The organism is Rhizobium sp. Root708 (assembly GCF_001429725.1).
GTDB lineage: Bacteria > Pseudomonadota > Alphaproteobacteria > Rhizobiales > Rhizobiaceae > Rhizobium.
Genome location: NZ_LMHV01000040.1, coordinates 241,001 through 256,371, shown reverse-complemented (window position 1 = coordinate 256,371; position 15,371 = coordinate 241,001). Strand labels below are relative to the sequence as shown.

Here is a 15,371-nt window from a genome sequence, read left to right as displayed (position 1 = left end):
CGATTGCATTCCGCGAGCGGCTAGTCTGCGGCAGACGCTTGCAGGAGGAGTTCATGAAGATACGTGCCGCTGTACTGCGCCAATCGCCTGTCGCGCCGCCATATGCGGTCAGCCGGCCGCTCTCGATCGAGGAGATCGAGCTCGCGCCGCCCGGGCGGGACGAAATTCTCGTTCGTATCGGCGCGGCCGGGCTCTGCCATTCCGATCTCTCCGTCATCAATGGCGACAGGCCTCGGCCGGTGCCGATGGCGCTGGGTCATGAGGCGGCGGGCACGGTGGAAGCAGTCGGCGGCGGTGTGACCGATCTGGTGCCCGGCGATCATGTCGTGATGAGCTTCATGCCGAGTTGCGGCCATTGCCTGCCCTGCGCGGAAGGACGACCGGCGCTCTGCATTCCGGGCGCCGATGCCAACGGCAAGGGGACGCTGCTGTCGGGCGCGCGGCGGCTCAGCTGCGCGGAGGTTCCGATCCATCATCATCTCGGCGTTTCGGGCTTTGCAACCCACGCCGTCGTCTCCCGTCACTCGGCCATCCGCATCGATGCCGATATCCCCTTCACCCATGCCGCGCTGTTCGGTTGCGCGGTGCTGACGGGTGTCGGCGCGGTGGTGAATACCTGCCGCGTGCAGCCGGGGCAGACGGTCGCCGTTGTCGGTCTTGGCGGTGTCGGACTGGCTGCGGTGCTCGGCGCCGTGGTATCGGGTGCCGAGCGCATCATCGCGGTCGACCTTGCTCCCGAGAAGCTCGGGATTGCCCTCTCGCTCGGCGCGACCGATGCCTTTGTCGCGAGCGATGCCGATGTGGTGGAGCAGATCCGCGAGGCGACCAGGGGTGGCGTCGACCACGCGCTTGAAATGGCGGGTGCCGTCAAAGCCTTCGATCTCGCCTACCGTATCACGCGGCGCGGCGGCACGACCGCGACTGCGGGGTTGGCCAATCCGTCCAGCCAGTTTGCAATTCCCGCCGTCAGCCTCGTTGCCGAGGAGCGGCGCGTGCTCGGGAGCTATCTCGGCAGCTGCGTGCCGAGCAGGGACATCCCGCGTTTCGTCGGGCTTTTCAGGCGGGGAAAGCTGCCGGTGGATCGCCTGTTGTCGTCAACCGGTCCGCTCGAGGGTATCAACGACGCCTTCGATCGGCTGCATGCCGGCGAGGTCATCAGGCATGTCATCGATTTCGATGGCTCTTTTTAGGTGTCTGCGGGCCGGTCCTTGGGATCGAACTGGATAATGGTGATCCAGCGCGCCGTGAGGGCCGCCTTCCTCTCGTTTTCGATCTCGATCGAGACGTCGTAGCTCGTCATCAGCATGCCGGCGCCGCGGAAGCGGGCCTCGGCGAGAACGAAATGGGCGCGGATGCGCGCGCCCGATTTGACCGGCGACAGGAAGCGGACGTTTTCGAAGCCGTAGTTGATGCCCATTGTCTGCTCGCGCACCTTGGGCAGGCTGTTGTAGTTCATGGCCGAAAGCAGCGACAGCGTCAGGAAACCATGGGCAATGGTGCCGCCAAACGGGCTCGCGGCGGCGCGCTCGGGGTCGACATGAATGAATTGATGATCATTGGTTGCATGCGCAAAAGCATCGATCATGGTCTGATCGACGAGAATCCAGTCCGAGAGGCCGGTTTCAGTGCCCACAAGCGCGCGCACGTCGGCAAGCGAAATTTCCTTGACCATTGATTCCTCATGAAAAAGCGGCAACTCAAGCCTTACAATGGGATTGTGACGATTGCGACAAGGAATTGCCGAGCCGAAGCCGCGGAATCAACTTTGAAGGTAGAAAACGACGGAGCGCTTTGGCACGGCTGCAGACGTCATAGATTTCTCCGGCGTATCCGGGGCGAGAGGGCACCATGCGGCAGGTCCCGGCAGGGCAAAAACCGCCTCGCCGCCTGAACGGTTGAACAGAACCGCCAGCCGTGTGTCGTTGCCGCTTTCCGAGTCGCGCGTCGAAAGCAGCATCCCGAGGGTCGATGCGTTCGGCGTCTCCCACTCCTGCACGCTCATCGGTTGGCCGGAGGGCGATATCCATTCGACATCGCCGTTGCCGGAGAAGAAATCCATCTGCGAGAAGACGGAGAAGCGCTTGCGCAGGGCGGAGACGAAGGCTGTGTGCGCGATCAGTTCATCGTCCAGGGCGGACCAGTCGACCCAGGTGATTTCGTTGTCCTGGCAATAGGCATTGTTGTTGCCACGCTGGCTGCGGCCGGCTTCGTCGCCTGCTGTCAGCATGATGCTGCCCCGGGTGGCGAAGAGCGTCGATAGCAGTGCCTTCAGATCGTCGCGGCGGCGGCCGATGATATCGGGGTAGCAGGTGTCGCCCTCGACGCCGTTGTTCCAGGAGTGGTTCTCGTTGTGGCCGTCGCGGTTCTGCTCGCCGTTCGCGTCGTTGTGCTTGCCGCTGTAAGAAACGAGATCCCTGAGCGTGAAGCCGTCATGGGCGGCGAGGAAATTGACGCTGCGTGTCGCATGTCCGCCGCCGCGGGAGAAGATATCCGACGAGCCGGCAAGCGCGGTCGCGAGCGGTCCGGTCTTCCAGTCGTCGCCACGCCAGTAGCACCTGAGGTCGTCGCGCACGCGATCGTTCCACTCGAGGAAGGGGGAGGGGAAATTGCCGAGCTGATAGCCACCGGGTCCGATATCCCAGGGTTCGGCGATCATCACCCGATCGGCCAGCACATCGTCGGCCAGCATCGCGGTCAGCGTTTCGCCGTGACCCTCGAAGCCGCCAGCCGTGCGGCCAAGGACGGGGGCAAGGTCGAACCGGAAGCCGTCGATCCCGGCGCCGAGCACGAAGTGGCGCAGGCTGTCGATGATGAGCTGCCGGATATACGGGTGGTCGCAGGCGACGGTGTTACCGGTTCCGGTATCGTTGACGAGTTCTCCCGGCCGACCAGGTAGGTGGCGATAGAAGGAAAGATTGTCGAGGCCGCGCAGCGATAGCGTCGCGCCGAAACGGTCGCTTTCGCCGGTATGATTGAAGACGAGATCGAGGATGACCGCGATGCCTTCGGCGTGGAGCTTTGCCACCGTGTCGCGCAGTTCCGCCATGCCGCCCGGAACAAGCCGTGGATCGAGCGCCATGAAGGCGACCGGGTTGTAGCCCCAGCCGTTTCTGAGGCCGAGCGGCGGCAGATGCCGTTCATCGATCCAGGCGGTGATCGGCATCAACTCGACGGCATCGACGCCGATGCGCTTCAGGTGGGCGATCACCGCGGGATGCGCCAAAGCGGCGACCGTTCCGCGCTGGGCCTCGGGCACCTCCGGGTGCAGGATGGTGAAGGGGCGGACCGCGACTTCGTAGACAAAGCCGCCGGGCTTGAAGAGGGGTTTTTCGGGTTTGACGCCGATATCCCTGGTGACGATCGCTTTCGGAACCAGGTGCTGCGTCTCGGCACCAAAGGTGCCAAGAATGGGATCATAGATGAACGGGCGGTCCAGCTCTTTCGCGTATGGGTCGACCAACAACTTCGACGGATCGAACCACAGGCCACTGTCAGGCGCGTAGACGCCATCGGCGCGGTAGCCGTAGCGCGCGCCTTCCTTCAGCCCGTCGACGAAAAGACGATGGACGTGGTTATCGCCGCGTTCCATAGGCAGACGGGCCAGTTCCTTGTCGTCCTTGCCGAACAGGCAAAGTTCGATCTGTCCGGCATTGTGCGACCAGACGGCGAAGTCAACGCCTGTCTCGAAGATCGTTGCTCCGCCTTGCCCGGATCTGTTCGCCGCCATGCCGCTCCGGTCAGGTAATCACGGAGGGGGCATCGCGGCCGGTGCGGCTGCGAATATCCGCGATGGTTTCAGCGGCTGCGATAATGTCGGCCAGGGCTTCCTGCGTCTCGATGTTGTGACGGGTGGAATCCGGCTCAAAGCGCTCGACGTAGACGCGCAGGGTCGCGCCGGAGGTTCCCGTTCCCGAGAGACGGAAAACGACGCGCGAGCCGCCTTCGAAGAGGATGCGGATGCCCTGATGCTCGCTGACCGATTTGTCGACCGGATCGTGATAGGCGAAGTCGTCAGCCTGTTCGACCTTCAGCGGACCGAAGCTCTGGCCCGGCAGCGAGGCGAGCTGATTGCGCAGGTTTTCGACCAGGCCGTTGGCGGCGTCGGTATCGACGCCCTCGTAGTCATGGCGCGAATAGTAGTTGCGGCCGTAGGTTTGCCAGTGCTGGGTCACGATGTCCTGAACGCTCTCGCCGCGAACGGCGAGGATGTTCAGCCAAAGGAGCACGGCCCAAAGACCATCCTTCTCGCGCACATGGCTGGAGCCGGTGCCAGCGCTTTCCTCGCCGCAGATCGTCGCCATGCCGGCGTCGAGCAGGTTGCCGAAGAACTTCCAGCCCGTAGGTGTCTCGTACATGCCGATGCCGCGCCGCTCGGCGACGCGGTCGGCGGCGCCCGAGGTCGGCATGGAACGGGCAATGCCGGCGAGGCCGCCGGAGTAGCCGGGGGCGAGGTTGGCGTTGGCGGCCAGGATCGCCAGGCTGTCGGACGGTGTCACGAAGATGCCGCGGCCGATGATCAGGTTGCGGTCGCCGTCGCCGTCGGATGCAGCGCCGAAATCGGGCGCGTCGTCGCCCATCATCTCGTCGTAGAGTTCCTTGCAGTGAACAGGGTTCGGATCCGGATGATGGCCCCCGAAGTCGGGCAGCGGCATGAAATTGCGAACGGAACCGGACGGGGCGCCGAGACGGTTCTCGAAGATTTCCTTGGCGTAAGGGCCGGTGACGGCGCTCATCGCATCGAAGGCGATGCGGAAGCCGAGGCTGATGAGGTTGCGGATCGCCGGGAAGTCGAACAGCTCTTCCATGAGCGCCGTGTAGTCTTCGACCGAATCGAGAACCGAGAGGATCATGCCGCCAGGCAGTTCATCCTTGCCGATGCGGTCGAGGTTCACATCGGCGAAGTCGGCGATCTTGTAGGTGTCGATCACCTTCGTGCGCGCATATATCGCGTCGGTGATCTTTTCCGGCGCCGGGCCGCCATTGCTGATGTTGTACTTGATGCCGAAGTCTTCGGTCGGGCCGCCGGGGTTATGGCTGGCCGAGAGGATGATGCCGCCGAAGGCCTTGTATTTGCGGATGATGTGCGAGGCCGCCGGGGTCGACAGGATGCCGCCCTTGCCGACGATCACCTTGCCGAAGCCATTGGCGGCGGCCATCTTGATCGCCTTCTGGATGACTTCGCGGTTGTAGTAGCGTCCGTCGCCGCCGATGACGAGGCACTTGCCCTGGAACCCTTCCAGCGAATCGAAGATCGACTGGATGAAATTCTCGGCATAATTCGGCTGCTGGAAGACCGGGACTTTCTTGCGAAGACCCGAGGTACCCGGCTTCTGATCCTGATACGGCGTGGTAGATACGGACTTGTTCATTTTCTGTCACTTGCCTTTCGGGGCGAGGCTTGAATAGAGGGCAGCATAGCGCTCGGCGCTCTTCTCCCACGAAACATCCGATTTCATGCCCTGCTTTTGCAATTGGGTCCAGACTTTTTGATCGGCGTAGAGATGTAGAGCGCGGCGGATCGCCTGCAACAGACCAGAGGCGGTCACCGGCGAGAATTGTATTCCGGTTGCCACTTTGGCCGCAAGAGCAGCATGATTTGCGTCGATGACGGTGTCGTTCAGTCCGCCGGTGCGGGCAACGATCGGTACGCATCCGTAGCGCAGACCATAGAGCTGGGTCAGGCCGCAGGGCTCGAAACGCGACGGAATGATGATCGCATCGCAGCCTGCCTGCATCAAATGCGACATCGGTTCGTTGTAGCCGATCGAGACCCCGATTCGACCGGGATGGCGGGTGGCGGCGGCCAGAAGTGCACCTTCCAATGCCGCATCGCCCGAGCCCAGAATGGCCAGCTTGCCGCCCATTTCGACGATCTCGTCGGCGGTGGCCGCAACGACGTCCATGCCCTTCTGCCAGGTCAGCCGGCTGACGATGCAGAAGATCGGTGCGTTGTCCTGATGCAGGCCGAAGAACTCGGCGACGGCGGTGCGGTTTTCGAGGCGGCTCTTCAGCGTCGCGGCGGTATAGTGCGTATGGACGACCGGGTCGGTCGCCGGATTCCAGATATCGGAGTCGATGCCGTTGACGATGCCGTGCAACGAATCGACCCGGCTGGCAATGACGCCCTGCAGGCCCATGCCGAATTCCGGTGTCAGGATCTCAGCTGCATAGGACGGGCTGACGGTGGTGATCGCGTGCGCCGTCTGCAGGCCTCCCTTGAGGAAGCCGATATTGCCGTAATACTCGATGCTTTCGGTCGCAAAGGCATGCGGCGGCAGTCGCAGGCCGGAGAATATGTCGGCGCCGAACTGGCCTTGGAAGGCGATGTTGTGGATCGTCAGCACGCTCGGCAATTCCGGCGTCGGGTAGTAGCGCATGAAGACCGAGGTCATGGCGGCCTGCCAATCATGCGTGTGCACGAGGTCGGGACGCCAGCCGGGCATCAGGCCGGCTGCGATCTCCGCGCCGGCAAGCGACAGCGCGGCAAAGCGGCGCCAGTTGTCCGGATAATCCTTGCCTGTCGGGTCGAGGTACGGTCCGCCCGGCCGATCGTAATAGGCCGGCGCGTCGAGCACGAGAATATCAAGACCCTCATGTTCGACTTCCAGGATCGTCGCGGTCTCGCCGAGCAGGTCATCGAACTGAAGCCTGACGACGGGATTGCGGATCGCCTTCATGACGGCGGGATAGCCGGGCATGAGCGTCTTTGTCTCGACGCCGAATTGCTTCAGGGCGATCGGCAGGGCGCCCGCCACATCGGCGAGGCCCCCTGTCTTGATGAGCGGGAAGACTTCGGACGAAACCGAAAGAACTTTCATTGGTCACAGACCCAGCTTGTCGATCATTGGCTGCGTGATGAGGCAAATCCCGCCTTCGCTGCGGCGGAAGCGCTTGGCGTCGAGGACGGGATCCTCACCGACGATAAGCCCTTCGGGGATGATGACGCCGTGGTCGATGACGACGTCCTTCAATTGGGCATGCCGCCCGATCTTGACGCTCGGCAGAACGACTGCCCCCTCCAGCTTGGAGTAGGAGTTGGCGCGAACGCCGGTAAAGAGGAGGCTGTTGTTCAGCGTCGCACCGGAGATGATGCAATCGCCGGCGACGACGGACGAGGTTGCCGAGCCACGGCGATTTTCATCGTCATGGACGAATTTCGCCGGTGGCGAAATCTCGGCATAGGTCCAGATCGGCCAGGACTTGTCGTAGATGTCGAGTTCCGGAACGATCGCGGTCAGGTCGATATTCGCCTGCCAGTAGGCGTCGATCGTTCCGACGTCGCGCCAGTAGGGCTCATGCTCGAAGTCGGAGCGGACGCAGGAATTGGCGAAGCGGTGAGCGACGGCTTTTCCGTTCTTGACGATGTAAGGGATGATGTCCTTGCCGAAGTCCTTGCTCGAATTCGGATCGGCGGCGTCGCGGCGCAGCGCATCGATCAGGAACTTGGTGTGGAAGACGTAGATGCCCATCGAGGCGAAAGAGCTGTCCGGCTTGCCGGGAATGGCTGGCGGATCAGCCGGCTTCTCGACGAAATCGATGATCCGGTCCTTGTCGTCGACATGGACGACGCCGAAGCCTGTCGCTTCCATGCGCGGCACTTCGAGGCAACCGATGGTGACGTCGGCGCCTGAATCGACATGCTGCTGCAGCATGTATTCGTAGTCCATCTTGTAGATATGGTCGCCGGCGAGGATGACCATGTATTCGACGCCGTAATCCTGGATGATGTCGATGTTCTGATAGACGGCGTCGGCGGTGCCTTCATACCATTGCGTCTCCGAGACGCGCTGGGAGGCCGGCAGAATGTCGAAGCTTTCGTTTCGCTCGGGGCGGAAGAAGTTCCAGCCGCGCTGCATGTGGCGGATCAGCGAGTGCGCCTTGTACTGGGTGGCGACGCCGATGCGGCGGATACCCGAGTTGAGGGCGTTCGACAGGGCGAAATCGATGATGCGTGACTTGCCGCCGAAATAGACCGCCGGCTTGGCGCGGCGATCGGTGAGTTCCTTCAGGCGGCTTCCCCGGCCGCCGGCGAGAACATAGGCCATTGCATCGCGGGCAAGTGGCTGAACACGTTTTTCTACCATTTTTATCCTCCCACCAGTCTTCAAGTCTCAGGTTCAAGCATAATCGTCGCCAGAGGCGGCAAGGTGATCGATGCGGTGATGGTGCCACCGGCGTTGACGGCCTGTACGCGACCGCCATTGCCCTTGCCGCTGCCGCCGTAGATATCGGCGTCGGTATTCAGGATCTCGCGCCAGCGACCCTCGGTCGGCAGTCGCACGGAGTAGTTCTCGCGATAAACCGGCGTCAGGTTGGTGATAACGGCAACCGGCTTCTCGTCGGGCGCCTTGCGCAGCCAGGCGAAGACGGAGTTTTCGTGGTCGTCGGCGATCAGCCACTCGAAGCCATCGCCTTCGCAATCGCGGGCATGGAGCGCCGGCTTGCTGCGGTAGGTGAAATTGAGATCGCGCACCAAGCGCCGCATCCCCTCGTGCATGCGGTACTGCAACAGGTTCCAATCGAGCGACTTTTCCTCGCTCCATTCGGCCCATTGCGCGAATTCCTGGCCCATGAACAGCAGCTTCTTGCCCGGATAGCCCCACATGAACGCGTAGTAGGCGCGCAGGTTGGCGAACTTCTGCCAGTCGTCGCCGGGCATCTTGGCGATCAGGGAGCCCTTGCCGTGCACCACTTCGTCGTGGCTGAGCGGCAGGACGAAGTTTTCCGAATAGGCGTAGAGCAGGCCGAAGGTCAGCTCGTTGTGGTGATGCTTGCGATGCACCGGCTCGCGGCTCATGTAGCTCAGCGTGTCGTGCATGAAGCCCATGTTCCACTTGAATCCGAAGCCCAGGCCGCCTTCATGGACGGGCTGCGACACCTTGGGCCATGACGTCGATTCCTCGGCGATGGTCATGACGCCGGGGTGCTCGGCGTAGATGCGGGTGTTCATGTTCTGCAGGAAGCGGACGGCCTCGAGGTTTTCGTTGCCGCCATATTCGTTGGGGATCCACTCGCCGTGCTTGCGGGAATAGTCGAGGTAGAGCATCGAAGCGACGGCATCGACGCGCAGGCCGTCGAGATGGAACTTCTCGGACCAGTAGAGCGCGTTGTTGACGAGATAGGAGACAACCTCGGTGCGGCCGAAGTTGTAGATCGCGGTGTTCCAGTCGGGGTGGAAGCCCTTGCGCGGGTCCTCGTGCTCGTAAAGTGCGGTGCCGTCGAACCAGCCCAGCCCGTGCTCGTCGGTCGGGAAATGCGCCGGCACCCAGTCGAGGATGACGCCAATGCCGACCTTGTGGGCGCCGTTGACGAAGCGGGCGAAGCCCTCCGGCTCGCCGAAGCGGGCGGTCGGGGCATAGAGCCCTGTCGTCTGGTAGCCCCAGGACGGATCGTAGGGATGCTCGGTGATCGGCAGGAACTCGATATGGGTGAAGCCCATGTCGACGCAGTAGGGGATCAGGCGGGCGGCGAGTTCGTCCCAGGAGAGGAAGGTGCCGTCGTCGCGGCGCTGCCAGGAGCCGGCATGCACCTCGTAGATGGAGATCGGCTGGCGGCGCTTGTCGGTTTCGCTCCAGTGCTTCAGATGCGCGGCGTCTTCCCACTCCTGCAGCAGCTCGGGTGCTGCGACGGAGGCGGTTTTCGGGCGCAGTTCGCTGCGGCGGGCAAACGGATCGGCTTTCAGCGGCAGCACCACGCCATCCTGTCCGCGGATCTCGAACTTGTAGGCGACGCCTGTGGGCACATCGGGGGCGAAGATTTCCCAGATGCCGGCGCCCGCTCTGAAGCGCATGACATGGCGGCGGCCATCCCAGCCGTTGAAATCGCCGACGACGGAGACGCGCTGCGCATTCGGCGCCCAGACTGCGAAATGGATCCCCTGCGCGCCCTCGTGCTTGATCCAGTGTGCGCCCATCTTGTCGAACAGGCGGAGATCCGAGCCCTCGCGGGCGTAATAGTCGTCCATCGGCCCGAGAACGGGGCCGAAGCTGTAGGGGTCGGTGACGGCCCATTCGGCGTCGCCGCGGCGGGCGCGATAGCGCACCGGCACCTGCTTGTTGACCGAGACCGTGCCGGCGAAGAAGCCATCCGGATGCTGGAGCACCAGATCGCCGATCGCGGTGCCGTCGAGCGACATCGCCGTCACCTCTTCGGCGCCGGGGATGAAGCATCGGGCAACGTAGACGCTGCCCGATTTGTGAACGCCCAGAACGGCAAACGGATTGGCGTGCGCGCCGGCGAGGATCGCCGCTATTTCACCTGCCGAAATTTCCCAGGGAAGCTTGACTTCAGGGGTCGCCTTCGGCGTTTTCATCCAGCTCTCCAGATTTCCTTGGCATACTGCCGGATCGTGCGGTCCGACGAGAACCAGCCCATGCGGGCGGTGTTGCGGATGGTCTTTTCGCTCCAGGCGGCCTTGTCGTTCCAGAGGTCGTCGACCTCGCGCTGGGCCTGGGCGTAGGCATCGAAATCGGCTGCGACCATGAACCAGTCGTGCGAATAGATGCCGTCGATCAGCTCGGAATAGCGGTTGCGGTCATCCGGCGAGAAGACACCGGAACCGATGGCCGAGAGCGCCTGCGCCAGCTCATGAGAACCTTCGATAATGGCGCGGGGATTGTGGCCTTCGGTGCGAAGGTTGGCGACTTCGTCGGCGCGCAAGCCGAAGATCTTGATATTGTCCTCGCCGACATTGTCGCGCATCTCGACGTTGGCGCCATCGAGCGTGCCGATGGTGAGCGCGCCGTTCAGGCCGAACTTCATGTTGCCGGTGCCGGATGCTTCCATGCCGGCGGTCGAAATCTGCTCGGAGAGGTCGGCGGCCGGAACCATGACCTCGGCCAGCGTGACGTTGTAGTTCGGCACGAAAACGACCTTGAGCAGTCCGCGAACGGCCGGGTCGTTGTTGATGGTGCGGGCGACGTCGTTGATCAGCTTGATGATCAGCTTGGCGTTGTGATAGCTCGGCGCCGCCTTGCCCGCGAAGAGTTTCACGCGCGGCACCCAGTCCAGCTCGGGACGCGAGCGGATCTGGTCGTAGAGCGCGACCGCCTCGATGACGTTGAGCAGCTGGCGCTTGTATTCGTGGATGCGCTTGATCTGGATGTCGAACATCGCCGACGGATCGAGCTTCACGCCCATGCGTGACGCGACCAGATTGGCAAGCGCCACCTTGTTGGTGCGCTTGACGGCCGCGAACTTCTCCTGGAAAGCGCTGTCGGTGGCGAACTTGTCGAGTGCACGCAGCTTTTCGGCGTCGTCGAGGAAATCGTCGCCGATCGCCTCGCGGATCAGGCCGGTGAGACCCGGATTGCACTGCTGCAGCCAGCGGCGCGGGGTGATCCCGTTGGTCTTGTTGTTGATGCGGTCGGGATAGAGCTTGTGGAGGTCGGCGAAGACGGTGACCTTCATAAGGTCGGTATGCAGGGCAGAGACGCCGTTGATCGAATGCGAGCCGACGAAGGCGAGGTTGCCCATGCGCACCCGGCGGCTGCCGCCTTCCTCGATCAGCGAGATCGAGCGGATCTCGGTGTCGGAGAAGTTCTTGGTCTTGCGGGCTTCGAGCAGAACCTTGGCGTTGATCGCGTAGATGATCTGCATGTGGCGCGGCAGGAGACGCTCGAACAGCGGCACCGGCCAGCTTTCCAGCGCTTCGGGCAGGAGCGTGTGGTTGGTGTAGGCAATCGTGCCCCGGGTGATGTCCCAGGCCTGGTCGAACTCCAGCCCGTGCACGTCGCAGAGCAGGCGCATCAGCTCGGCGATGGAGACGGCCGGATGGGTGTCGTTCAGCTGGATCGCCACCTTGTCGGGCAACGAGGTGAAATCGTCATACTGCTGAAGGTGACGACGCAGGATGTCCTGCAGCGATGCGGAGGAGAAGAAGAACTCCTGGCGCAGGCGCAGTTCCTGGCCGGCGGGCGTGGCGTCGGCAGGATAGAGAACGCGGGTCAGGCTTTCGGCCTTGTTGCTCTCGCGCAGCGCGCCGATATGGTCGCCGGCGTTGAAGGCGTCGAGCAGGATCGGGTCGATCGGCTGGGCCGACCAGAGGCGCAGCGTGTTGACGCGCTTGCCGCGCCAGCCGACGACGGGCGTGTCGAAGGCGGCGGCGATGACGCGTTCTGCCGGCTTCCAGACGTAGCGCGGCTCGCCATCGGGGCTGTTGGCGACATCGACCGAGCCGCCGAAGCCGATTTCATAGGCGCTCTCGCGACGTTCGAATTCCCAGGGGTTGCCGTGGGCGAGCCAGCTTTCCGGCAGTTCGACCTGCCAGCCATCGGCCATCTGCTGGCGGAACAGGCCGTGGACATAGCGGATGCCGTAGCCGTAAGCCGGGACGTCGACGGTTGCCATACTCTCCATGAAGCAGGCGGCGAGACGGCCGAGGCCACCATTGCCGAGTGCGGCATCCGGTTCGAGGCCGGCGATGACGGCGACGTCGACGCCGAGCGAAGCCAGCGCGTCGCGCACCTCTTCCATCAGGCCGAGGTTGGACACGGCATCGCGCATCAGGCGGCCGATGAGGAATTCCAGCGATAGATAGTACACGCGCTTGGCGCCGGTCGCGTAGACATTGCGGGTCGAGTCCATCCACTTGTCGATGATGCGGTCGCGAACGACGAGGATGGTGGCGGTCAGCCAGTCATGCGGCTTGGCGACCTTGGCGTCCTTGCCGATGCGGTAGGTCAGGCGTTCGATGATTTCTTCAGCGAGGATTTCGGGCTTTGAACTGCGGGGGGCGGGGGAGGGGATAGTCGGCTTCGCAGCGGTATTCATCGTCAATCCTCGCCAATTCTGATTGGGTTTCAGTATGTTAAGCTTACTTCAATCGATTAGTCTAACGCACTAACGATGCAGTGTACGCACCCTTACTACGCAGTTGCAACAAAGGAATTGGGCAAACGAAAAAATTGGCGAGGCCCCCGATCCCATCGCTGAAAGGACTTGATTTCAATCGGTTTTCCGATTTGTATTCATGGGATTTGCAGCAAAACAAAAGCCGCCTCGGTTTGTTCCGAAGCGGCTTGTTTTTTGTTCGATTTTCCGGCGAGACTTAGTTGGTCAGGCGGGTCGTCTGGTTGGCGGCTTTCGCACCGATTTTTTTGAAGGCGGCCACAAGGTCGGCCATGCTTTCGGCCTGGAAATAGTGTGAGCTGTCGGTCGCGCAATATTTCAGCAGGGCTTGGCCGGTCGTGGGGGCCATGAAGGCGACGGTGTAGATCTCGATGCTCTTAGCCTTGGCGGCATCGCAGGTCTTCTTGGTGTCCGTGTCGTAGGAACGGCCGCCCCACCTGTCGTCGTTGTTGTCGCCATCGGTCATGAAGACGATGTATTTCTTCGGCAGCTGCGTCGTCTTTGCCATGTGCGTTGCGTCTTCGATGTCGTTGCCGGCCGCGTTCTTGGCCGTTAGCGAGGTGAAGGCGATATTGACGGCGCCGCTCGAGTTGGTGCCTCCGTCGGCGTCAAGCGCGTCGACGTAGCTTTTTGCTGCGGTTGTGCCCCAGGCAAGCTTGCTTTCCGGATCGGTGTCGATATCGTAAGATACAGCGCCGGTGCGGGCGTAGATGTGGGTCGGATCGGCCGTATCAAGCTGCGTCATCAGATTGCCGACGGCGAGTTTCAAAGCCTCAATCTTCGTGTAGTAGTTTGTTTCCGTTCCCGTGGCCTGTCGTGTTCCCGTGCAGGTTTTTGGTTTCTTTTTGGTGCCGCAATCATAGGTATATGTTTCGGTGTATGTATAGGTTTTGGTCGGCTGCTCGGCATTGACCGTTGTGGTCGCGTAGTCCATGGAGCCGGACTTATCCAGTGCCAGGAACATCGAGACGGAGCCCTGCGTCTCGGAATAGCCGCTTGCCGTCTGGCTGGCCGCACCGATGGTGGTCGTCTTGAAGCCGATGACCTGGGCAAGTCCGCTCAGTTGCATGCTGTAGGACGATGAAACGCTGACGCTGTAGCTCGTTGCCGTGCCGGTGGTCGTTTTCGTGGCGTTGACTGTCGTGGAACCCTTGAGGCCTGTCGTGTCGCTGAGCACGTTCGCCATCTGGCCGGCGATGAAATCCTTGGCGAAGTCGGCAGCCGTGCTGGTGGTTACCTTGCCGTCGGCGAGCGCGGATGCCGTCGCCAGCGCGGCGGAGTCAGACGCTTCCTGCAGCTGGTGCTTCGCCATGGCAGTATTCGTTATATCGATCGCAAGTGCGCCCGCGCCAAGCATGACGGGCAACAAAATTGCGCTGACCATGGCGAAATTGCCGTCGCGCTCGTTCAAAAGCCTGGACACGCTGCTGCGCAGCGAATGCAAGGTGCTCATCATGTTCACCTGAGTTAGATACCCCAACAGGCCAACAGTAATGCGCCGTATTTCTTGAGTTCGAATTTACCGGTTAGCTAAAATTCTAGCGAATTGTTGCTTTCTCGTGCGGTTTATACTCGTTATTCCCGCAATGGGCGCGTTATTTGCGCGATGCGCCTTAAGGATTGTGTCCGGCTGGCCCCTCGCTCTATTGCAGCGGAATGACGTCAACCGCCTGCACCGAACGCTGCCCGCCGTAGCTCTTGAGGACGCCGATGACAGGTGCGACGTCGGCATAATCACGACCGTAGGCCACGACGATATGGTCGGTGCCGGCGGGAATGTTGTTGGTCGGGTCGAGTTCCACCCAGCCGATCGTCTTGCCGCACCAGACCCGAACCCAGGCGTGCATGGCATCGGCGCCTTCCAGCCGCTCCTTGCCCGGTGGCGGGATGGTGCGGAGAAACCCGGAAACATATCCCGCTGGAATTCCGAGGCTGCGCAACGCGAGGATCATCACATGGGTGAAATCCTGGCATACGCCGCGCTTCAATCGGAACGCGTCGGTCGGCGTACTGTCGACCGTCGTTGCTTCCGGATCGTAGGTGAAATCCTTGTAGATTCGCGCGCATATCGCGTTGGCGATCTCAAGCACCGTGAGCGACGGCGAAAGGGCTCCCCTGGCGTAGTCGGAGATCGTCTTGGTCTCCGCGAGCCTGGGGCTGTCGCCGAGGAAATGATGCGGTGCATCGGGCTTCAAGGACCAGATGGCACCGACCTCCTCCGGAAGCTTCGCGAGCAACGGAGAGAAATCGGCGGCGATCGAATGGCTCTCGACCTGGACGCGGGCCTGCATGCGGATATCAAGCTTTTCGTGTGGTGCACGCAGCATGAACGAGGTTGCGGGATGCTCGAAGAAATCGGTGAAATGCGCCTGTTCGTCCGGCGTCGGCGAGACCTTGATGGAGCCGGCCACCAGCCGCTGACGGTTCGGCAGCGACAACGGCATCAGCCGCATGATGTGGCGGGCGCCGGAGGCCGGCGTGTCGTAAATGTAACCCATGTGCAGCGAGAGATCGTAAAGCAC

Annotated in this window: 10 protein-coding genes; 1 reads left to right on the top strand and 9 read right to left on the bottom strand. The window is 62.2% G+C overall.

Annotation, left to right across the window (positions count from 1 at the left end; genetic code table 11):
• Positions 1–53 precede the first annotated feature (53 nt).
• Positions 54–1,190: a zinc-dependent alcohol dehydrogenase family protein gene (locus ASE04_RS20465; RefSeq protein ID WP_056821151.1), complete on the top strand. Its 1,137-nt coding sequence runs from the start codon at positions 54–56 to the stop codon at positions 1,188–1,190.
• Here the strand turns inward: ASE04_RS20465 and ASE04_RS20460 are convergent.
• From ASE04_RS20460 to ASE04_RS20420, 9 genes are all read right to left on the bottom strand, one after another.
• Entirely contained in the window at positions 1,187–1,672 is a 486-nt protein-coding gene (locus ASE04_RS20460; RefSeq protein ID WP_056821149.1) for a MaoC family dehydratase, read from the bottom strand. The genes ASE04_RS20465 and ASE04_RS20460 overlap by 4 nt on opposite strands.
• Positions 1,673–1,759: 87 nt before the next feature.
• Entirely contained in the window at positions 1,760–3,727 is a 1,968-nt protein-coding gene (glgX, locus tag ASE04_RS20455; RefSeq protein ID WP_056821147.1) for a glycogen debranching protein GlgX, read from the bottom strand.
• A gap of 10 nt (positions 3,728–3,737) precedes the next feature.
• Complete coding sequence (locus tag ASE04_RS20450) at positions 3,738–5,369, bottom strand: alpha-D-glucose phosphate-specific phosphoglucomutase (protein ID WP_056821145.1); 1,632 nt, start codon at positions 5,367–5,369, stop codon at positions 3,738–3,740.
• Positions 5,370–5,375: 6 nt separating this feature from the next.
• A complete protein-coding gene (glgA, locus tag ASE04_RS20445) occupies positions 5,376–6,818 on the bottom strand; it encodes a glycogen synthase GlgA (protein WP_056821143.1) in 1,443 nt (480 codons plus the stop codon).
• 3 nt (positions 6,819–6,821) lie between these two features.
• On the bottom strand, positions 6,822–8,084 hold the full coding sequence (gene glgC, locus ASE04_RS20440) for a glucose-1-phosphate adenylyltransferase (protein WP_056821141.1): 1,263 nt from the start codon (positions 8,082–8,084) through the stop codon (positions 6,822–6,824).
• Positions 8,085–8,104: 20 nt separating this feature from the next.
• The gene (gene glgB, locus ASE04_RS20435) at positions 8,105–10,312 is read right to left on the bottom strand and encodes a 1,4-alpha-glucan branching protein GlgB (protein ID WP_056821138.1); all 2,208 of its coding nucleotides are present in this window, start codon (positions 10,310–10,312) and stop codon (positions 8,105–8,107) included.
• Positions 10,309–12,771 (bottom strand): glycogen/starch/alpha-glucan phosphorylase, encoded by a 2,463-nt coding sequence (locus ASE04_RS20430; RefSeq protein ID WP_056821135.1) that lies wholly within the window; start codon positions 12,769–12,771, stop codon positions 10,309–10,311. Before ASE04_RS20430 ends, glgB begins: the two co-directional genes overlap by 4 nt.
• Positions 12,772–13,048: 277 nt before the next feature.
• Positions 13,049–14,302 (bottom strand): TadE/TadG family type IV pilus assembly protein, encoded by a 1,254-nt coding sequence (locus ASE04_RS20425; protein WP_056821133.1) that lies wholly within the window; start codon positions 14,300–14,302, stop codon positions 13,049–13,051.
• A 190-nt stretch (positions 14,303–14,492) separates the two neighbouring features.
• Positions 14,493–15,371 (bottom strand): transglutaminase family protein, encoded by an 879-nt coding sequence (locus ASE04_RS20420; protein ID WP_244490465.1) that lies wholly within the window; start codon positions 15,369–15,371, stop codon positions 14,493–14,495.